Annotated in this window: 18 protein-coding genes and 1 riboswitch; of the genes, 13 read left to right on the top strand and 5 right to left on the bottom strand. The window is 59.6% G+C overall.

Annotation, left to right across the window (positions count from 1 at the left end):
* Positions 1-179: 179 nt before the first annotated feature.
* From BM074_RS18615 to BM074_RS18600, 4 genes are all read right to left on the bottom strand, one after another.
* The gene (locus BM074_RS18615; RefSeq protein ID WP_091923985.1) at positions 180-731 is read right to left on the bottom strand and encodes a DUF924 family protein; all 552 of its coding nucleotides are present in this window, start codon (positions 729-731) and stop codon (positions 180-182) included.
* 13 nt (positions 732-744) lie between these two features.
* On the bottom strand, positions 745-2,577 hold the full coding sequence (locus BM074_RS18610) for a monovalent cation:proton antiporter-2 (CPA2) family protein (RefSeq protein WP_027229547.1): 1,833 nt from the start codon (positions 2,575-2,577) through the stop codon (positions 745-747).
* 87 nt (positions 2,578-2,664) lie between these two features.
* Positions 2,665-3,516 carry an amidohydrolase family protein gene (locus BM074_RS18605; protein ID WP_244532953.1) on the bottom strand — a complete coding sequence of 284 codons (852 nt, stop codon included), beginning with the start codon at positions 3,514-3,516 and terminating at the stop codon, positions 2,665-2,667.
* Between the two features lie 19 nt (positions 3,517-3,535).
* Complete coding sequence (locus BM074_RS18600; protein ID WP_027229549.1) at positions 3,536-4,339, bottom strand: IclR family transcriptional regulator; 804 nt, start codon at positions 4,337-4,339, stop codon at positions 3,536-3,538.
* Between the two features lie 171 nt (positions 4,340-4,510).
* Here BM074_RS18600 and BM074_RS18595 point away from each other — a divergent pair, with 171 nt between their 5' ends.
* From BM074_RS18595 to BM074_RS18535, 13 genes are all read left to right on the top strand, one after another.
* Positions 4,511-5,827 carry a type 2 periplasmic-binding domain-containing protein gene (locus BM074_RS18595; protein WP_091923983.1) on the top strand — a complete coding sequence of 439 codons (1,317 nt, stop codon included), beginning with the start codon at positions 4,511-4,513 and terminating at the stop codon, positions 5,825-5,827.
* A gap of 162 nt (positions 5,828-5,989) precedes the next feature.
* Entirely contained in the window at positions 5,990-6,886 is an 897-nt protein-coding gene (locus BM074_RS18590; protein WP_027229551.1) for a carbohydrate ABC transporter permease, read from the top strand.
* Between the two features lies 1 nt (position 6,887).
* A complete protein-coding gene (locus BM074_RS18585) occupies positions 6,888-7,754 on the top strand; it encodes a carbohydrate ABC transporter permease (RefSeq protein ID WP_091923981.1) in 867 nt (288 codons plus the stop codon).
* 5 nt (positions 7,755-7,759) lie between these two features.
* Entirely contained in the window at positions 7,760-8,857 is a 1,098-nt protein-coding gene (gene ugpC, locus BM074_RS18580) for an ABC transporter ATP-binding protein (protein ID WP_027229553.1), read from the top strand.
* Positions 8,858-8,861: 4 nt separating this feature from the next.
* A complete protein-coding gene (locus BM074_RS18575; protein WP_091923979.1) occupies positions 8,862-9,974 on the top strand; it encodes a mandelate racemase/muconate lactonizing enzyme family protein in 1,113 nt (370 codons plus the stop codon).
* Between the two features lie 2 nt (positions 9,975-9,976).
* Positions 9,977-10,306, top strand: a complete 330-nt coding sequence (locus BM074_RS18570) for an L-rhamnose mutarotase (RefSeq protein ID WP_091923977.1) — start codon at positions 9,977-9,979, stop codon at positions 10,304-10,306.
* 6 nt (positions 10,307-10,312) lie between these two features.
* Positions 10,313-11,392 (top strand): Gfo/Idh/MocA family protein, encoded by a 1,080-nt coding sequence (locus BM074_RS18565; RefSeq protein ID WP_175499071.1) that lies wholly within the window; start codon positions 10,313-10,315, stop codon positions 11,390-11,392.
* On the top strand, positions 11,393-11,848 hold the full coding sequence (locus BM074_RS18560; protein ID WP_027229557.1) for a MaoC/PaaZ C-terminal domain-containing protein: 456 nt from the start codon (positions 11,393-11,395) through the stop codon (positions 11,846-11,848).
* 33 nt (positions 11,849-11,881) lie between these two features.
* Positions 11,882-12,616 (top strand): SDR family oxidoreductase, encoded by a 735-nt coding sequence (locus tag BM074_RS18555; RefSeq protein WP_027229558.1) that lies wholly within the window; start codon positions 11,882-11,884, stop codon positions 12,614-12,616.
* A 15-nt stretch (positions 12,617-12,631) separates the two neighbouring features.
* Positions 12,632-13,477 carry a fumarylacetoacetate hydrolase family protein gene (locus tag BM074_RS18550; RefSeq protein ID WP_091923973.1) on the top strand — a complete coding sequence of 282 codons (846 nt, stop codon included), beginning with the start codon at positions 12,632-12,634 and terminating at the stop codon, positions 13,475-13,477.
* Between the two features lie 58 nt (positions 13,478-13,535).
* Positions 13,536-14,819, top strand: a complete 1,284-nt coding sequence (locus BM074_RS18545; RefSeq protein WP_091923971.1) for an L-fuconate dehydratase — start codon at positions 13,536-13,538, stop codon at positions 14,817-14,819.
* Between the two features lie 132 nt (positions 14,820-14,951).
* A riboswitch (cobalamin riboswitch) is annotated at positions 14,952-15,151 on the top strand.
* A gap of 118 nt (positions 15,152-15,269) precedes the next feature.
* The gene (locus BM074_RS18540) at positions 15,270-16,511 is read left to right on the top strand and encodes an aromatic ring-hydroxylating oxygenase subunit alpha (protein WP_091923969.1); all 1,242 of its coding nucleotides are present in this window, start codon (positions 15,270-15,272) and stop codon (positions 16,509-16,511) included.
* On the top strand, positions 16,512-17,600 hold the full coding sequence (locus BM074_RS18535; protein WP_175499065.1) for an FAD-binding oxidoreductase: 1,089 nt from the start codon (positions 16,512-16,514) through the stop codon (positions 17,598-17,600).
* A gap of 19 nt (positions 17,601-17,619) precedes the next feature.
* On the opposite strand, the gene BM074_RS18530 is transcribed toward BM074_RS18535, so the two are convergent.
* Complete coding sequence (locus BM074_RS18530; protein ID WP_027229563.1) at positions 17,620-18,417, bottom strand: 3-methyl-2-oxobutanoate hydroxymethyltransferase; 798 nt, start codon at positions 18,415-18,417, stop codon at positions 17,620-17,622.
* Positions 18,418-18,422 lie beyond the last annotated feature (5 nt).

Here is an 18,422-nt window from a genome sequence, read left to right as displayed (position 1 = left end):
AAAATTCATGTTTAAAATCAAAGGGGCGTAGAGGGCAGGGTGCGGGCGACTTAGCGTTGATTTTAAAAGGAAAAGTCACTTCCTGTTTGACTGGCTGTCAAAGTGAAAATTGCGTGTGCCAGATAGGCCTATAATGGCAGCCGCAAGGTCCGAGTTCAAGGGGTAGCCGGGTGTTTTGGCTACCCGGCAAACCCGCCGGCCTCGAGAAAGGCTTGTTCTTCCTCGGTCATTGTGCGGCCGAGAATGGCGTTACGATGCGGAAAGCGGCCGAAGCGCTGGATGATATCGTAGTGGTCATGGGCGTATTCGACGTTCGCAGGCGAGCCGCCGCTGCAAAGTTCGACACACCGCCTCTGATCGTCGAGGTCTTCGGAATGCATGAAGGGGAGATAGAAGAAGGCGCGCAAGGGATTCTCGATGGAGATGTCGTGACCCTGTTCGAGGGCGCGGTGGGCATACATGCGGGCCAGCGAGTCCGTCGCATACATGTGGCCGGTATTGCGAAAGAAATTGCGGGGAAACTGATCGAGCAAAACCATCAGTGCCAGAGCTCCGTGGGGAGTATCGACCCAGTGTTCATACTCGCGGCGCGCCGCGACATAGTGGTCGTCGAGATACTGCGCGCGGCACAGTTCATCGAATGCCTCATCCTTGGTCCACCATTTTTCCTCTCCGGCCTCGCGCCAGAAATCGACAATGGCTGTGATCTTCGCATCGTCCGTGTCAGGCATGATGATGATCCCTTCAATTTGCGTCGGCGTTTTGCGGCGGTTGCACCCCGGCGACCTCGGGGTTGATTACCTGACCGGCGCGGCGCGGCTTGATCAGCGGGCCGGGAACCGGGGCATTGCCCTTCATGAGATCGATGCCGGCGCGAATGCCTCCAGCTACCTGAAGGTCGAGACGTTCGGCGTCGCGCCGTCTCACATCCTCGATCACGTCGGCGGCCTCGCGCCTGTCGACGCCGAGCCCGACGAGCGTATTCTCGCCAAAGATCAGCGCCGATTCGAAGGTCTCGCGCATCTGATAGTCGACGCCGATCTTGATGAGTTCGATCGTGTTGCCGCGGTCGTAGGCGCGCGCATAGATTTGCACGAGCGGAAATTCGGATTTGAGCAGGTTGGCGATCGAAAGGATTGTCTCCGCCTTGTCGACGCAAATGAGAACGGCCTGGGCCCGACCGGCGCCGGCGGCGTGCAGAATATCAAGCCGCGTGCCATCGCCGTAATAGACCTTGAAGCCGAATTGCGATGCCGCCTGGATCATTTCGACGTCGTTGTCGATGATCGAGATATCGACGCCGCGCAGCAGCAGCGGCTGGCAGGAAATCTGCCCGAACCTGCCGAAGCCGATGATCAGCACGTTGCCCGAAAGGCCTTCCGCCACTTCGACCGCTTCCAGGTCCTGTTTTTCTTCTGGCATGAGAAAACGCAGGGCAACGAGAAGCAGGGGCGTCAGGAACATCGAGAAAATGATCACGGCTGTAAGAATTGCATTCGCCTGGCCGTCGAGAATGCCCACGGCTGTCGCTGTCGCATAGAGCACGAAAGCGAATTCGCCGCCCTGGGCCATGATGACGGCGCGTTCGATCGCCTCGCGGTTGGAAGATTTCAGCAGCCGTGCAACGGCATAGATCCCGGTCGCTTTCACGACCTTGAAGGCGACGACGTAGAAAATGACGGTCTTCCAGTTGGCAGCGACAACGCTCAAGTCGAGCGACATGCCGACTGCGAGGAAGAACAGGCCGAGCAAGATGCCGCGGAAAGGCTCGATATCGGCTTCGAGCTGGTGGCGGAACGTCGATTCGGAAAGGAGCACGCCGGCAAGGAACGCGCCCATGGCCATGGAGAGCCCGCTCACCTGCATCAGCAACGCCGATCCAAGGACGACGAGCAGCGCCGCCGCCGTCATGACCTCGCGGGCGCGCGACTGCGCAAGAAATCCGAAAAGCGGATTGAGCAGGTATTTGCCGGCGAGAACGAGACCGACGATGGCCCCGATCCCTATGCCGATCGGAACCCAGTGCATGCCGCCTGCGGCTTCCACGCTCATCGGGGCGAGAAAAGCGACGATCGCGAGCAGGGGGACGATGGCCAGATCTTCAAGAAGAAGGATCGACACCATGCGCTGACCCTGAGGCGTCGCCGTCTCGCCGCGCTCCTCGAGAAGTTGCATGACAATGGCGGTCGACGTCAGAACGAAGCCGGCGCCGGCGACAAAGGAATGCGCCACAGGAAAGCCGGTGGCGATGCCGACGCCGGTCAGAAGGAGGGCGCAGACACCGACCTGAAGCGCGCCAAGTCCGAAGATGTCCTTGCGCAACCCCCATAACCGGGAAGGCTGCATCTCGAGGCCAATGATGAAAAGAAACATCACGACGCCGAGTTCCGCCACATGCAGGATCGTTTCGGGATCGGAAAAGAACTTAAGGCCGAAAGGACCGATGACAACCCCGGCTGCCAGATAACCGAGGATGGAGCCAAGGCCGAGGCGCTTGAACAAGGGCACGGCGACGACGCCCGCGCCGAGCAGGACCACGACGCTTAAAAGATCCGGTCCGCTTGTCTCTACCGCCATTGTCGCCCCTGCCGTTTGTGCCGCTGATTTTACCATGGGTAAAGCGGCAGGCGGCGGCAGGCAAGCCTATTTGAACCGATGGCAGGTTCAGCCGAGATTCCAGATGCGGCGGGCGTTCTGCGAGAAAAGCTTGCTCCGCTCCTCGTTGCTGCAGCCGGAAACGAGCGCATGGCTTGCCGCGACCCAGGTAGCAAGCCCGCCGCCAAGCGTGCAAACGGGCCAATCGCTGCCCCAGACGAGTCGGTCAAAGCCGAAACTGTCGATCACGTGATGAACATAGGGCTTGAGCGTATCTACTTGCCAAGCGTCGGCGTCCGCATAGGCAACCACCCCCGATATCTTGGCGATGACGTTCCTGCGCTTGGCGATCTCGGCAATCTTTCCGCTCCATTCGTCGAACTTTTCGCCCTTGATATCCGGCACGCCGCAGTGATCGAGGATAAAGGTGACATCCGGTGCAAGGTCAACGAGCGCAATCGCCTTGTCGATCTGACGCGGCAGGACACAGAGGTCGAAAGTGAGCTTCGTCTTGCCGAGGCTCTTGATATTGTTGCGAAACGTTGGGCTTTCCGAAAGCGCGTCTGGCATCACATGGAGCACGCGCCGGAAACCCTTCACCAGGGGGTTGGCAATCTGACGTTCGAGGAAGGCGGGAAAATCCTCCTCTTCCGGACGGCAGGAGGATATGGCTCCGGCAATAAGGCTGTCCTTACGGCGGGCAAGGCCCGCAATGTAGGCCGTTTCCGTCTCGATCTCGTGCGCGGCGACATCCACTTCCATGTGCAGCACCTGTGCAATGCCTGCGCGGCGCGCCTGCACAGCATATTCCTCGTAGCTGAAGTCGCGGTTGAGAGCTTCTGCGCCGGCAAGCCAGGGATAAGAGAGGGCGGACTGATCGATAATGTGAAGGTGGGTATCGATCAAGGGCATGACTGACATGGGGGATTTCCTCCTTCGGTCAGGCGTGCCGGGGCACGCTTGAATGAATGACGTCGGCCCCGGCGAGTGCCGATAATTTCTGGGCCGTCGCCACCAGCATCTTGCGGGCATCGTCGATGGCCGGAGCGTTCGCAATGTTCAGGAGCTGAATATAGGGACAGGTGAGGGCGGCAATGGCGCGCCCGTCGGGTCCAAGCACCGGCGCTGAAACGTTGTAGACGCCTGCGGTCTGAGCGCTCGGCATGACCTCATATCCACGCTCGCGAATCTGGTTGAGGCGCTCGAGAAAGTCCGCGGGCTGGGCAATATCGTCCGCGTGTTTCTCGTATTCTGCAATCATCAGGGCGCGCTCATCATCGGACCTGAAGGCAAGAAGCACGTGACCGGAGCCGGTGTTGAACAGGCTGATGTGCGAGCCTACGCGGATCGAGATGCCCCAGTATTCCGGGGCTTCCTGTTGGGCGATGACCACCGCCGCGCCACGATCGAAGACGCTGAGCTGGTTGGCCTGCTTAGAATTGACGGCAAGGTCGCGCATCAAGGGCGTCGCATAGGATACGAGGCGGCGTACCGGCGCATGGAGCTGCGCAAGGCCGAAGAGTTTAAGGGTCAAAGAGTAGCGGTCGCCCTCCAGCCGTGTAACGTAGCCGCGCCGCACCAGCCGGTCGAGCATGCGATAAAATTCATTGGGGCTTCGCCCGAGAAACTTGGCAATTTCCGCCTGGGTGAGCCCCCCATCAATCCCAGAAAGCAGTTCGAGAATATCTAGCCCCTTGTCGAGCGCAGGCGCCCGATACCGGTCGCTGTCGTCTTCGTCCGTCATAAAAAATCTCCCCATTGAGAGTATGCATATACGAAGAGGATATTCGTAGGAAAGCGAATTCCTTGCTTGACGATGAAGCCTGATTAATGTTTGTATATGAATGAAGCGCCCATATATGGGTGTTTAACTGTGCGGGAGCCGGGGAGCGGTCCCGCTTTGGGAGGAATTTCGATGAAGTATCTTTTGGCCAGCGTTTCAGCTGGGGCCATCGCGTTGTTGGCAGCGCAGGGAGCCGTTGCGGCAGACTTGCCTGGGAAATTCGACGGCGTGACGATCGACGCCAAGCTTATCGGCGGCCAGCAGTACGAGCCTCTCTACGAGCGTATCGGCGAGTGGGAAAAGCTGACGGGCGCCAAAGTCAACATCCTGTCGAAGAAGAACCATTTCGAGCTCGACAAGGAGATCAAGTCGGACATCGCCTCGGGCAGCCTGAACTGGTGTGTCGGATCGAACCACTCGTCGTTCGCGCCGCAGTATCCAGGCATCTATACCGACCTGAACAAGCTGCTTCCGGCGGAAGAAATCGCGGAATTCGTCCCCAACAACATCAAGGCTTCGACGCTTGACGGCAAGCTCGTCATGCTGCCACGCGCGCAGTTCGACGTGTCGGCCCTCTATTACCAGAAGAGCCTTTACGAGGACGAGGCAAACAAGAAGGCGTTCAAGGAAAAGTACGGCTACGACCTGACGCCGCCGGATACCTGGCAGCAGGTTTCGGATCAGGCGCAGTTCTTCACCAAGGCGCCGGATTTCTACGGCACGCAGTTCGCCGGCAAGGAAGAGGCGATCAACGGCCGCTTCTATGAAATGGTCATTGCCGAAGGCGGCGAATACATCGACGCGCAAGGCAAGCCGGCATTCAATTCGGAAGCCGGCGTCAAGGCCCTCGACTGGTTCGTCAACCTCTACAAGGCAAAGGCTGTGCCTGCCGGCACGACCAACTATCTGTGGGATGATCTCGGCCAGGGCTTCGCTTCAGGTTCGATCGCCATCAACCTCGATTGGCCGGGCTGGGCCAGCTTCTTCAACGACCCGAAGTCGTCGAAGGTCGCGGGCAATGTCGGCATCAAGGTGGCGCCTAAGGGTTCTTCCGGCAAGCGCACCGGCTGGTCGGGCCATCACGGCTTCTCGGTCACGGAAAACTGCGCCCACAAGGATGCCGCTGCTTCCCTGGTCTGGTGGCTGACCAACGAAGACAGCCAGAAGCTCGAAGCCAAGAATGGCCCGCTGCCGACGCGCACCAAGGTATGGGAATGGGATATCGAGCAGTCGAAATCCGATCCGTACAAGTCGGAAGTGCTGAATGCCTTCCAGGAAGAGGCAAAGAGCGCTTTCCCGGTTCCGCCACTTGCCGAATGGATCGAAATTTCCAATGCTGTTTATCCAGAACTGCAGGCGGCGATCCTTGGCGACAAGACGTCAAAGGAAGCGCTTGATACCGCAGCCCAGAAGGCAACCGACATCCTGAAGGACGCCGGCAAGCTCTGATCTGATTTCAATTTCGGGACGGTGCCGCACGCGGTGCTGTCCCGATCGTCCTATTCATCCGGCGCGGGGCAATGACCTTGCCCTGAGCTGGAAATTTTACCTTTAAGGTCAGTGATTATTGCGCTGGCTCGCTGTCCAGGTGACGTCAGAACAAGGCATCCGATGAAATCTCTCAAACTATCAGCGCCGACACTCTTGCTACTGCCCGCGATCATCGTTCTTGCCGCCGTGATCGTCCTGCCGCTGCTTTTCTCGCTCTATTCGAGTTTTACGCCGTTCCGTCTGACCAAGCCCGAGACGATCTGGGTTCTCATCGGCTTCCGGAACTACGTCACGGCACTCACCAGCTATGAATTCTGGACGGCGTTCGGACGCACCGTTCTGCTTTTGACGATTGCGCTCAACGCGGAAATGATGCTCGGCCTCGGACTTGCCATGCTCGTCAACAAGGCAACGCACGGTCAGCGGCTCCTGCGCACACTGATGATGTTCCCGATGATGTTCTCGCCGGTGCTTGTCGGCTTCCAGTTCAAGTTCCTCTTCAATGACAATGTGGGCTTCATCAACAACGCCCTGCAATCGCTCGGTCTTGCCACCAATGCCATACCGTGGCTGATCGACGGCAACCTTGCCCTGTTCTCGATCATCGTCGCCGAGATCTGGTCGTCAACCTCGGTCTTCGCCATCCTGATCCTCGCCGGACTTCTCGCCATGCCGCAGGAGCCGATCGAGGCGGCCCGGGTCGACGGCTGCACGCCCTGGCAGACTTTTCGTTTCGTCACGTGGCCGTACCTGATGCCGTTCGCGTTCATCGCCATGACGATCCGCTCGCTCGACGTTGCGCGCGCCTATGACATCGTCAAGATCATGACCGATGGCGGGCCGGCCAAGCGCACTGAACTCCTGTGGACCCTCATCGGGCGCACCGCCTATAGCGATGGCCGCATGGGGTTTGCCAATGCCATGGCCTATATCTCGATCCTGCTTTCGATCCTTTTCACGGTCTATTTCTTCAGGAAACTTGCGGCTGCGCGCCAGCAGATTGGAGCGGAGTGGTAAGATGGATCTGAATACATCCCATAGATTCAAGCGCCGCGCGCTTAAGTTCGCCCACCTTGTCGGCCTGTTCCTGGCGATGCTGGTAATTTGCCTGCCGGGCCTGTGGATCGTTCTGAGTTCGCTGCGCCCCACTGTCGAGATCATGGCGAAACCACCGGTCTGGATTCCGCAGGAACTGTCATTCGACGCCTATCGCGCCATGTTTGGCGGGGCCGGGCAGGGTGGCATTCCAGTCATCGACTATTTCCGCAACTCGCTGATCATTTCGATTACGTCGACCATCATCGCGCTGGTTGTCGGCACCGCCGGCGGCTACGCCTTTGCCCGCTACAAGTTCAAGGGCAAGTCCGGTATCTTCCTCGGCTTCATGCTGACCCGTGCGGTCCCAGGCATTGCGCTGTCGCTGCCCCTGTTTATGATCTTCGCGCGCCTCGGCATCATCGATACGCACTTTGCGATGATCCTGGTCTATGTGGCGCTGAATGTGCCCTTTACGATCTGGCTGATCGACGGCTTCTTCCGCCAGGTGCCGAAGGACCTTGCGGAGGCCGCGCAGATCGACGGCTGCACGCGCTGGCAGGCATTCTGGCAGGTGGAATTTCCGCTCGCGGGGCCGGGTATTGCCTCTGCCGGCATCTTCGCATTCCTCACCTCGTGGAACGAGTATGCGCTCGCCTCGCAGATCACCCGCTCGGTGAATTCGAAGACGCTGCCCGTCGGTCTTCTCGATTATACGTCGGAATTTACCATCGACTGGCGCGGCATGTGCGCGCTCGCCGTCGTCATGATCATTCCGGCGCTCACCCTGACGTTCATCATTCAAAAGCATCTCGTATCCGGACTGACGTTCGGCGCGGTGAAAGGTTAGTTCGCATGGCTCCCGTCACACTCAAAAAGCTGGTCAAGCGCTACGGCAATGTCGATGTCGTGCATGGCATCGATCTTGAGGTCAAGGATCGCGAGTTCATCGCGCTGGTCGGTCCTTCCGGCTGCGGCAAGTCGACGACGCTGCGGATGATCGCAGGCCTCGAGGATATCAGCGACGGCGTGATCGAGATCGGCGGCAAGCCCGTCAACGATCTGCCGCCGCGCGCCCGCAATATCTCGATGGTGTTTCAATCCTACGCGCTCTACCCGCATATGACAGTGCGGGAGAATATGGGCTTTTCACTTAAGATCGGCAAAGTTGCACAGAGCGAGATCGACGCCCGCGTCAACGAAGCGGCACAGATTCTCGATCTCGGCAAATATATGGACCGTCGGCCGTCGCAACTTTCCGGCGGCCAGCGCCAGCGTGTCGCGATGGGGCGCGCCATCGTGCGCCAACCCGACGTCTTCCTCTTCGACGAACCGCTCTCCAATCTCGATGCCAAACTGCGCACGCAGGTGCGAACCGAAATCAAGCGCCTGCACAACAAGGTGCAATCCACCATGATCTATGTGACGCACGATCAGGTCGAGGCGATGACGCTTTCGGATCGCATCGTCATCATGCGCGACGGCTATATCGAACAGGTCGGAACGCCTGACGAGGTGTTCAAGCGTCCGGCTACGCGCTTTGTCGCCGGCTTCATCGGTTCGCCGCCGATGAACCTCAACGAGGCCAGCGTCGCGGACGGAAAGCTCATTTTCGAGGGCGGCCAGAGCCTGCCGCTGCCGGCCGAATTCCGCAACAAGGTCGCGGCCGGCGACAAGGTGATTTTCGGCTTGCGTCCTGATGATATCTACCCGACCGGGCACGGCCTCAATTCCGGTGAAGCCACCGATGTTCACGAACTGGAGCTGCCGGTGTCGATCACCGAGCCGCTCGGCAATGAAACGCTGCTCTTTGTCACCATGGCAGAGCGCGAATGGGTTTCGCGCATGCTCAATCCGCGCGCCATTGCCGGCGGCGAGGTGGTAAAGTTCAGTTTCGACCTGTCGCAGGCGCATCTCTTCTCGCCCGAAACCGGCAAAACCTTGCGGAGCTGATACGATGGCAAAAATTGAACGCGTCGAACTGCGTATGGTGGATCTGCCGCCGAAAGTCTTGCGGACTGACGCTATCCAGAGTTTCGTCAGCCAGGAAACACCTATTGTCACCATCACCGACAGCGATGGCGCAACCGGCACCGGCTACAGCTACACGATCGGCACAGGCGGCTCCTCGGTCATGCGGCTCCTTTCCGATCACCTTGTTCCGCGCATACTCGGCAAGGATGCCGACCAGATCGAGGCCATCTGGCGTGATCTCGAATTCGCAACGCACGCGACGACCATTGGTGCAATCACGGCGATAGCGCTGGCCGCCGTCGATACGGCGCTCTGGGATTTGCGGGCGAAGAAGCAGGGCCTGCCACTATGGAAACTTGCAGGCGGCGCCAAGGATCGCTGTCCCCTCTATACAACCGAGGGTGGTTGGCTGCACATTGAAAAGCAGGCGCTGGTTGACGATGCGCTGCAGGCGCAGGCCAAGGGGTTCCGCGGCGCCAAGGTCAAGATTGGCCGGCCGCATGGCTCGGAGGATCTCGACCGGCTTTCCGCCGTGCGCGATGCTGTCGGTTCCGGCTTCGAAATCATGACGGATGCCAACCAGGGCTTTGCCCTCGACGAGGCCATTCGTCGTTCGCATGTGCTGCGCGATGTCGATCTTGCCTGGCTGGAAGAGCCGCTGCCGGCGGATGACATCGATGGGCATGTGCGCCTTTCATCCGCCACGGCAATCCCGGTCGCGGTCGGCGAATCGCTCTATTCGATACGCCACTTCCGCGAATATATGCAGAAGCGTGCCTGCTCGATCGTGCAGGTCGATGTCGGTCGTATCGGCGGTATCACGCCATGGCTGAAGGTCGCGCACACGGCGGAAGCCTTCGACATGCCGGTCTGCCCGCACTTCCTCATGGAACTGCATGTGAGCCTTACCTGCGCCGTCCAGAATGGCAAATATGTCGAATACATCCCGCAGCTCGATGATCTCACCCATACGCAGATGCGGATCGAGAACGGCCATGCTGTGGCGCCCTCCGAACCCGGTATCGGCATCGATTGGGACTGGGATGCGGTCAAAGGCCGGAGCGTCGACGAATTCACCACCGAGATAAGGGTCTGACGATGCAGCGCATGGGCATGATGATCGGGCTCAACCCGGATAAGGTCGCCGAATACAAGCGCCTGCATGCTGCTGTCTGGCCGGAGATTCTCGCGCTTATTTCGAGCTGCAATATCCGCAACTACACGATCTTTCTGCGCGAGCCGGAAAACGTCCTGTTCGGTACCTTCGAATATCACGGGACGGATTTTGCCGCCGATATGGCGAAGATGGCAGCGGACCCGAGGAACCAGGAATGGTGGGCCGAGTGCATGCCATGCCAGATTCCGCTTGAAACCAGGGCCGAAGGCGAGTGGTGGGCGACGATGGAAGAAGTGTTCCATCTCGACTGATGAGGAATAGTGATGCGTTTTGACCCCATGGCCCTGCAGCAGAGTTGGCCATTGCCTGAAAAGCCAAGGCCCATCGTGACCTTCGGTGCCGGCAGCATCGTCGGCGATGCGCACTACCCCGCCTATCGGAAGGGCGGCTTTCCGATTGCCGGATTGTTTGACCCCGACCTCGACAAGGCGCGCAAGCTGGCTGATCAGTGGGGCGTGACCGCCTACGCGTCGCTGGCGGAAGCCGCTGCGGTGGAGGATGCGATCTTCGATCTGGCGACGCCGCCTTCGCGCCATGCGGATGTGTTGCGGGCGCTGCCGCAGGGATCGTTCGCGCTGATCCAGAAGCCTATGGGGAGCGATCTTGGAGAAGCCTCCGAAATCGTGGAGATTTGCCGCGAGCGCAATATCACGGCCGCCGTCAACTTCCAGCTGCGCTTTGCGCCGATGATGCTCGCCCTGAAAGATGCGATTGCGCAAGGTTGGCTTGGCGACGTCATCGATTTCGATGCCTGGCTGGCGCTTGACACGCCGTGGTCGCTCTGGCCGTTCCTCGCTGGCCTGCCCCGAGTCGAGATCGCCATGCATTCGATCCATTATATCGATCTCATCCGCCAGATTCTCGGTAATCCGCTGGGCGTTCATGCCAAGACGCTGGGGCATCCGAACCACAAGGTCGCGCAGACGCGGACGAGCGCCATACTCGATTACGGCGATACAGTGCGCTGTGCTCTATCCATCAACCATGACCACAAATTCGGCCGCAAATTCCAGGCCTGCGAGTTCCGTATCTGCGGCACCGAAGGTGCTGCCTATGTGAAGCTTGGGGTCAATCTCGACTATCCGCGCGGCGAGCCGGACGTGCTGATGATCTACCCGAAGGGCGGCTCGGACTGGATCGACGTTCCCCTGAAGGGCGCCTGGTTCCCGGATGCCTTCGTTGGGCGCATGGCCAATCTGCAGCGTTTCGCGAGCGGGGAAGACGAGACCTTGGTCAGTTCGGTCGAAGATGGCTGGCAGACGATGGCGCTGGTCGAGGCGGCTTATCAATCGAGCGCAACGCCGGCAACGCCGCTGGCGAAACTGGCGGAGGCGTGAATGGCCGAACAGGCGATCTATTTCGAAGATTATGAACTCGGCCATGTACGCGTCACGTCCGGGAGGACGATCACCGAGACCGATTTCGTGGTGCATGCCGGCCATACCGGCGATTTCTTCCCGCACCACATGGACGCGGAATTTGCCAAGACGACGCCGTTCGGCCAGCGCGTGGCGCACGGCACGATGATCTTTTCGATCGGCGTCGGGCTCACGGCGAGCCTGATCAATCCCGTGGCTTTTTCCTATGGCTACGACCGGCTGCGCTTTGTGCGCCCGGTGTTCATCGGCGATACGATCCGGACCCGCGTGACCATCAGCGTCAAGGAAGATGATCCGAAGCGCACCGGCAGCGGTCGCGTGGTCGAGCGCTGCGAAGTTCTGAACCAGCGCGACGAGGTGGTTCTCGCCGCAGATCACATCCTGATTGCCGAGCGCAGGGCATCGGGTGCATGACAGGCACGATACGTGTCGAAATGGAGGTTTGAAATGACAGGCAAGCTTGCGGGCAAGCGCGTTCTCATCACGGCGGCAGGGCAGGGCATCGGGCGGGCATCCGTGCTCGCATTCGCCCGCGAAGGCGCAATCGTCCATGCGACGGATATCAACGAGCAACTTCTCGATGCCTTGCCCAAGGAAGACAGTATCCATCCGCGCGAGCTCGATGTGCTGAAAACCGACGAGGTCAACAGGGTGATCGGCGAGATCGGGGCGATCGACATCTTGTTCAATTGCGCCGGTTTCGTGCACGGCGGCTCGATCCTCGAAATGCCGGATGCCGATCTCGACTTTGCCCTCGACCTCAACGTTCGCGCGATGATCCGTACGATCAGGGCGGTGCTGCCCGGAATGATCGAGCGAAAGGATGGCGCGATCGTCAACATGTCTTCCGTTGCAAGCAGCGTGAAAGGCGTGCCGAACCGCTTCGCCTACGGCGTGACCAAGGCCGCGGTGCTCGGTCTGACCAAGGCGGTGGCCGCCGATTACATCACGCAAGGTATTCGCTGCAACGCGATTTGCCCGGGCACGGTCGAAAGCCCGTCGCTGGAGCAGCGCATGCGCGCCGGGGGCGACTATGAGACGACGCGTGCGGCATTCATCGCCCGCCAGCCCATGGGACGCCTCGGCTTGCCGGAAGAGATTGCCGATCTTGCCGTCTATCTTGCCGGCGCGACCTACACGACCGGTCAAGCCTACAATATCGATGGCGGCTGGACCGTCTAACCAAAGGAATAAACGATGAAATTTCTACGCTATGGCGCCCCCGGACAGGAAAAGCCCGGCATACTCGACACTAAGGGCCAGATTCGCGATCTCTCGGGGAAAGTCAGCGACCTTTCGGGCGCCGTACTCGATCCAGCAGCGCTGGCAAAGCTGGCCGATCTCGATATGGATGGCCTTCCGCTCGTCGAGGGCGCCCCGCGCCTTGGTCCCTGCATTGCCGGCACCGGAAAGTTCATCTGCATCGGCCTCAACTATGCCGACCATGCAGCAGAATCCGGGATGGCCGTGCCACCGGAACCCGTGATCTTCATGAAGGCGACCTCCGCCATTGTCGGGCCGAATGACGACCTGCTCATACCGCGCGGTTCGGAAAAGACCGACTGGGAAGTGGAACTCGGCGTCGTCATCGGCCGTACCGCAAAATATGTCAGCGAAGCCGACGCGCTCGACTACGTCGCCGGCTACTGCACCGTCCATGACGTCAGCGAGCGCGCGTTCCAGATCGAGCGTGCCGGGCAATGGACCAAGGGCAAGAGCTGCGACACGTTCGGGCCGACCGGTCCGTGGCTGGTAACGAAGGAAGAGATCGCCGACCCGCAAAACCTCAAAATGTGGCTCACCGTCAATGGTGAGACGATGCAGAACGGCTCGACAAAAACCATGGTTTACGGCGTTGCCTTCCTCGTCTCCTATCTCAGCCAGTTCATGAGCCTGCAGCCCGGCGACATCATCTCGACTGGTACGCCGCCCGGTGTCGGGATGGGCATGAAGCCGCCGCGCTATCTCAAGGCGGGCGACGTCATTGAGCTTGGAATTGAAGGCCTTGGCAACCAGAAGCAGGTGGCGCGCGCCGACACCTGATCATTTGCGACAAACCAAAATTGAAAACGAGATTACTGGGCAATTTCAGGAGCAAGACATGACCCGCATCACCGATCTTCGGGTTTTCGACATCCGTTTCCCTACGTCGCAGGGGCTTGACGGTTCCGACGCGATGAACCCGGATCCGGATTATTCGGCGGCCTATGTCGTTCTTGATACGGACACGGATGGTCTTGCCGGGCACGGCCTCACATTCACTATCGGGCGCGGCAACGAGATTTGCTGCCTCGCCATCGAAGCGATGAAGCATCTCGTCATCGGACTTGAACTCGACTGGGTGAAGGAAAATCCGGGACGCTTTTGGCATTTCATCACTGGCGACAGCCAATTGCGGTGGATCGGGCCGGACAAGGGCGCCATGCATCTTGCCACCGGCGCCGTCGTCAACGCCGTCTGGGACTTGCTGGCCAAGGAAGCCGGCAAACCAGTCTGGCAGCTGGTCGGCGAGATGACGCCGGAGGAAATCGTCAACATTGTCGATTTCCGCTACCTGACCGATGTTCTGACCCGCGACGAGGCACTCGACATTCTGCGGAAAGCGGATGCCGGTAGGGCCGAACGCATCGCTGCCCTCAAGGCCGAAGGCTATCCTTGCTATACGACCTCCGCCGGTTGGCTGGGCTATTCCGATGAAAAACTGCGCCGGCTTTGCCAGGAGGCCGTCGACGCCGGCTTCAACCACGTCAAGATGAAGGTCGGGCGCGATCTCGAGGATGACATCCGCCGGCTGACGATTGCCCGCGAAGTGATCGGGCCTGATCGTATCCTGATGATCGATGCCAACCAGGTCTGGGAGATCAACGAGGCCATAGACTGGGTGAAGAAGCTTGCCTTCGTCAAGCCGTACTTCATCGAGGAACCGACGAGCCCGGACGATGTCGCCGGGCATCGCAAGATTCGCCAGGCGATCAAGCCGGTCAAGGTGGCGACCGGCGAGATGTGCCAGAACCGGATCATGTTCAAGCAGTTCATCGCTGAAGGTGCCATCGATGTGGTCCAGATCGATTCCTGCCGCATGGGCGGGCTCAACGAGGTGCTGGCGGTGCTGCTGATCGCGGCGAAATACAATCTGCCGGTCTGGCCGCATGCGGGTGGGGTTGGCCTCTGCGAATATGTGCAGCATTTGTCGATGATCGACTACATCGCGGTATCGGGCACCAAGGAGGGGCGGGTCATCGAATATGTCGATCATCTGCATGAGCATTTCGTCGATCCCTGCGACATTCGCAATGCCGCCTATATGCCCCCTTCGATGCCCGGGTTCTCGATCGAGATGAAGCCGGAATCGATCAGGCAATATCTGCATCGCCCAATGGTATGATCGGCGTCTGTGCCATAAATCGACAGCGCTTGGGGTCAAGGGTGCGGCGCACCATTTGACCGAAATGCTGCGTGTCGCCGTTCGTAAATGGGATGTCGTTTCCGCACCTATTCTTTTCCAAAGCCCGATGCTTTTATCGTGACCACTTGAGGTGCCGCTTTCTAGGGAAGGCGGAGAATTGGGAAGCCGGTTAAAACCCGGCGCTGCCCCCGCAACGGTAGTGGAGTAAAACGCGGCAAAACAGCCACTGGGAGTGCACCCCGGGAAGGCGCCGTGAAGTCTGAGAAGGCAACTCCAGAGCCCGGAAACCAGCCTTGAGGGAAAAAACCGACTGATCGCGGTGGGCGATCAAGGAGCATGGCTTTGTGCGGTCGACAAACGTTGGCTGTACGGACGTTCTTCTCCGTCACCACCAGTCAGTTCTTTGCAGGCTTAAGGCGAGGACGCGACATGGACATTCGCAATGAACTTCTCCGGAATCTCAGAACCCGGAAACCGGGCTACGGACTGGAACAGGCTTTCTACTCGGACCCAGACTATTACCGTCTCGACATGGAGACGATTTATTATCGCGACTGGCTGTTCATCGGCCATGATTGCGAAGTCGCCAAACCCGGCAATTATTTCACCGTGCAGGTCGGCGACTACCCCGTCGTCATCGTTCGCGACCGTCAGGGACAGATTCGCGCCTTCCACAATTCCTGCCGTCATCGCGGCTCGCGCATCTGCGCGGGTGACAAGGGGAGCTCGGCAAAGCTCGTCTGCCCCTATCACCAGTGGACGTACGAGCTCGATGGACGTTTGCTTTTTGCCCGCCAGATGGGAGACGATTTCGACGCGAGCCAGTTCAGTCTGAAAACGGTGCATTGCGAGAGCGTCGGCGGCTACATCTTCATCTGCCTGGCGCAGATCGCGCCCGATTTCACCCCGACACGCACCCTGCTCGAGCCGTACCTTGCGCCACACCGGCTGACGGAGACCAAGGTCGCCTTCCAGAGTTCGATCGTCGAGAAAGGCAACTGGAAGCTCGTCTGGGAGAATAACCGCGAGTGCTACCATTGCGCCGGCAACCATCCTGAGCTTTGCAAGACCTTCCCGGAGGCGCCGAGCGCCACCGGAATTCAGGGTTCGAAGGAAGATCCGGAAATGGTATCGCACTGGGACAAGTGCGAGGCTGCCGGTTTGCCAAGCGTATTCCGCATCGCTGAAGATGGGCAGTATCGGGCGACCCGTGTTCCGCTCATCAACAATGCCGAGAGCTATACTCTATCGGGCAAGCGCGCAGTCGGCCGTCAACTCAGCGACGACGTCAACGCCAGGAGCATAGGTTCACTGCTCCTCTACCATTATCCAACGACCTGGAATCACATCCTTGGCGACCATGCGATCTCTTTCCGTGTCTTGCCACTCGGTCCGAACGAGACGCAAGTCACGACCAAGTGGCTGGTTCACAAGGATGCGGTCGAGGGCGTCGATTATAATCTCGAAGATCTGACGCATGTCTGGCTGGAAACCAACGATCAGGACCGTCGCATCGTCGAGGAAAACGCGTTCGGCATTCGCTCGCCGGCCTATGAACCCGGTCCCTATTCGGTCGAGCATGAAGGCGGCGTCCTTCAATTCCTGGAATGGTATAGCAATGCCATGGAAGCGCGGCTTTCCGGCGATACGAAACTCAGCAGGGTTGCTTGAATGAACATTGGCGTTTCCCAGAATTATCCGCACCTCGACCAGATGCAGCCGTGGAACGACCGGCTGCATCTTCTCGAATGTCTTTCGGTCGTCGAGGAAGCGCCCAATGTGAAGACCTTCACCTTCCGCTCGGATAATCATAACTGGTTTCGTTATGAGCCTGGCCAGTTCATGACCTTCGAGCTGCCTGTGCAACCGGAAGCGGTTTTGCGCACCTTTACATTGTCATCGAGCCCCTCCCGACCCTTCACCGTCGCCGTGACGGTCAAGGCGCAGGAAGATAGCATCGGCACGCGCTGGATGCTCGATCATCTCATGCCGGGCGTGCGCCTCAAGGCCTTTGGCCCGCTCGGCGACTTTTCGATGCGCAAGCATCCCGGCAGCAAGTATCTCTTCATATCAGCCGGCTCAGGCATCACGCCCATGATGTCGATGACGCGCTGGATGCATGATTGCGCGCCGCAGAGCGATATCAATTTCGTTACCTGCGCGCGGCGTCCGAGCGATATCATTTTCCGCAAGGAACTCGAATATCTGACGAGTTGCATGCCGAACCTGAAATTGACCTTCCTCATCAAGGAGCACGAGATGGGGCAGGTCTGGACCGGCATACGCGGCAGGCTCGAAACGCCGAAGCTGCCGCTGCTCGCCCCGGACTTCAAGGACAGGACCATTTTCTGCTGCGGTCCGGTAAGCTTCATGCGTGATGTGCGCAATATGCTCGAAGCGTCCAGATTCGACATGGCCCACTACCATCAGGAAAGCTTCGGCCCGGCGCCCGAGCCTGTTCTGCCGATGCTCGACGGGATCTCCACGGAGCCGGCCGCGAGCGCGACGGTGACGTTCTCGATGTCGGGCATGGAGGTGCCATGCGCGGCCGGAGAAACGATCCTCAAGGCGGCGCGCGGTGCTGGCATCCGCATTGCCGCCGCCTGCGAGTCGGGTCTTTGCGGCACGTGCAAAGTTATGAAGCTCGCCGGCAACGTCGACATGGACCACAATGGCGGCATCCTCGATGAGGAAATCGACGAGGGCTATATCCTCGCCTGCTGCTCCAAGCCGCTCGGCAATGTCGAAGTCGAGGCTTAAGGCAAACGGCGACCGTAGATCAGAGAGAGGGCAGTTCGCGCAAGAACCGGTCCAGTTCTTCGCGCGGCATGCCGACGACATGTTCTGGTCCCGGATATGTCCTGGCACTCACGTCGGCGACGAACTCGGAAAAGGCCGCGATCCTTTCCTGCTGCAGGCGGTCGAGTTCAGCCGTGAAGTTGCGATAGACTTTGGCGTGGCGCGGATAATGGCCGCGATTTGAACCGAGCACGTCGGCTGCGAAAAGATACTGCGCATCGCAGCCCGCGCCCGCGCCCATCGAGATCATGAAAAGCGATGTTCGCTCGCTGATGGCGGAGGCGACGTCAACCGGCACGACCTCTATCTCGGCGGCGAAGGCGCCTGCCTCTTCAAGCGCCCTGGTCTGCCGCCAGATTTCGAGCGCGCTCGTCGCAGTCTTCCCTACCGCCCTGAATCCGCCCGTCCAGGTCGCCTTGGACGGGATGAGGCCCACATGTCCGCATACGGGGATTCCCTCGTCGCGAAGCCGGCGCACCGTGGCAAGACTTGCGGCGCAATAGACAGCGTCAGCGCCCGCCTTGCGTGCCGTGAACGCACCCCGCAGGTAATCCTCGGCGGTGACGAAATCGCCGTATTCGAGCCCCGGCACGGTAAAGGCAGAGGGCGCCGCGTCGCGAAATTCCGGCGTAAGCAACGCCGGCGGTATGGAAAGCATGTCGACGCGGGCGCGTTCGGCGGCCTCGGCTTCCTCCAGCGTTTCGACCCGCAGCATGGTTAGCTGGCGGCGGCCCTTAAGTGCAAGAATGTCCGCGACGGTGGGGCGCAGGTTTCGCATGGTTA

The organism is Phyllobacterium sp. CL33Tsu, from assembly GCF_900113985.1.
Taxonomy (GTDB): Bacteria; Pseudomonadota; Alphaproteobacteria; order Rhizobiales; family Rhizobiaceae; genus Phyllobacterium; species Phyllobacterium pellucidum.
Note: the sequence above shows the minus strand (reverse complement) of the source record. Positions and strands in the feature narration are given on the sequence as shown.

What these genes read in the sequence shown, in the direction of transcription:
- BM074_RS18585 (WP_091923981.1), top strand. Translation starts at nt 6,888, where the DNA reads ATGGATCTGAATACATCCCATAGATTCAAGCGCCGCGCGCTTAAGTTC.
- BM074_RS18550 (WP_091923973.1), top strand. Translation starts at nt 12,632, where the DNA reads ATGAAATTTCTACGCTATGGCGCCCCCGGACAGGAAAAGCCCGGCATA.
- BM074_RS18595 (WP_091923983.1), top strand. Translation starts at nt 4,511, where the DNA reads ATGAAGTATCTTTTGGCCAGCGTTTCAGCTGGGGCCATCGCGTTGTTG.
- BM074_RS18555 (WP_027229558.1), top strand. Translation starts at nt 11,882, where the DNA reads ATGACAGGCAAGCTTGCGGGCAAGCGCGTTCTCATCACGGCGGCAGGG.
- BM074_RS18535 (WP_175499065.1), top strand. Translation starts at nt 16,512, where the DNA reads ATGAACATTGGCGTTTCCCAGAATTATCCGCACCTCGACCAGATGCAG.
- BM074_RS18570 (WP_091923977.1), top strand. Translation starts at nt 9,977, where the DNA reads ATGCAGCGCATGGGCATGATGATCGGGCTCAACCCGGATAAGGTCGCC.
- BM074_RS18605 (WP_244532953.1), bottom strand. Translation starts at nt 3,516, where the DNA reads ATGTCAGTCATGCCCTTGATCGATACCCACCTTCACATTATCGATCAG.
- BM074_RS18560 (WP_027229557.1), top strand. Translation starts at nt 11,393, where the DNA reads ATGGCCGAACAGGCGATCTATTTCGAAGATTATGAACTCGGCCATGTA.
- BM074_RS18610 (WP_027229547.1), bottom strand. Translation starts at nt 2,577, where the DNA reads ATGGCGGTAGAGACAAGCGGACCGGATCTTTTAAGCGTCGTGGTCCTG.
- BM074_RS18545 (WP_091923971.1), top strand. Translation starts at nt 13,536, where the DNA reads ATGACCCGCATCACCGATCTTCGGGTTTTCGACATCCGTTTCCCTACG.
- BM074_RS18615 (WP_091923985.1), bottom strand. Translation starts at nt 731, where the DNA reads ATGCCTGACACGGACGATGCGAAGATCACAGCCATTGTCGATTTCTGG.
- BM074_RS18590 (WP_027229551.1), top strand. Translation starts at nt 5,990, where the DNA reads ATGAAATCTCTCAAACTATCAGCGCCGACACTCTTGCTACTGCCCGCG.
- BM074_RS18600 (WP_027229549.1), bottom strand. Translation starts at nt 4,339, where the DNA reads ATGACGGACGAAGACGACAGCGACCGGTATCGGGCGCCTGCGCTCGAC.
- BM074_RS18575 (WP_091923979.1), top strand. Translation starts at nt 8,862, where the DNA reads ATGGCAAAAATTGAACGCGTCGAACTGCGTATGGTGGATCTGCCGCCG.
- ugpC (WP_027229553.1), top strand. Translation starts at nt 7,760, where the DNA reads ATGGCTCCCGTCACACTCAAAAAGCTGGTCAAGCGCTACGGCAATGTC.
- BM074_RS18540 (WP_091923969.1), top strand. Translation starts at nt 15,270, where the DNA reads ATGGACATTCGCAATGAACTTCTCCGGAATCTCAGAACCCGGAAACCG.
- BM074_RS18530 (WP_027229563.1), bottom strand. Translation starts at nt 18,417, where the DNA reads ATGCGAAACCTGCGCCCCACCGTCGCGGACATTCTTGCACTTAAGGGC.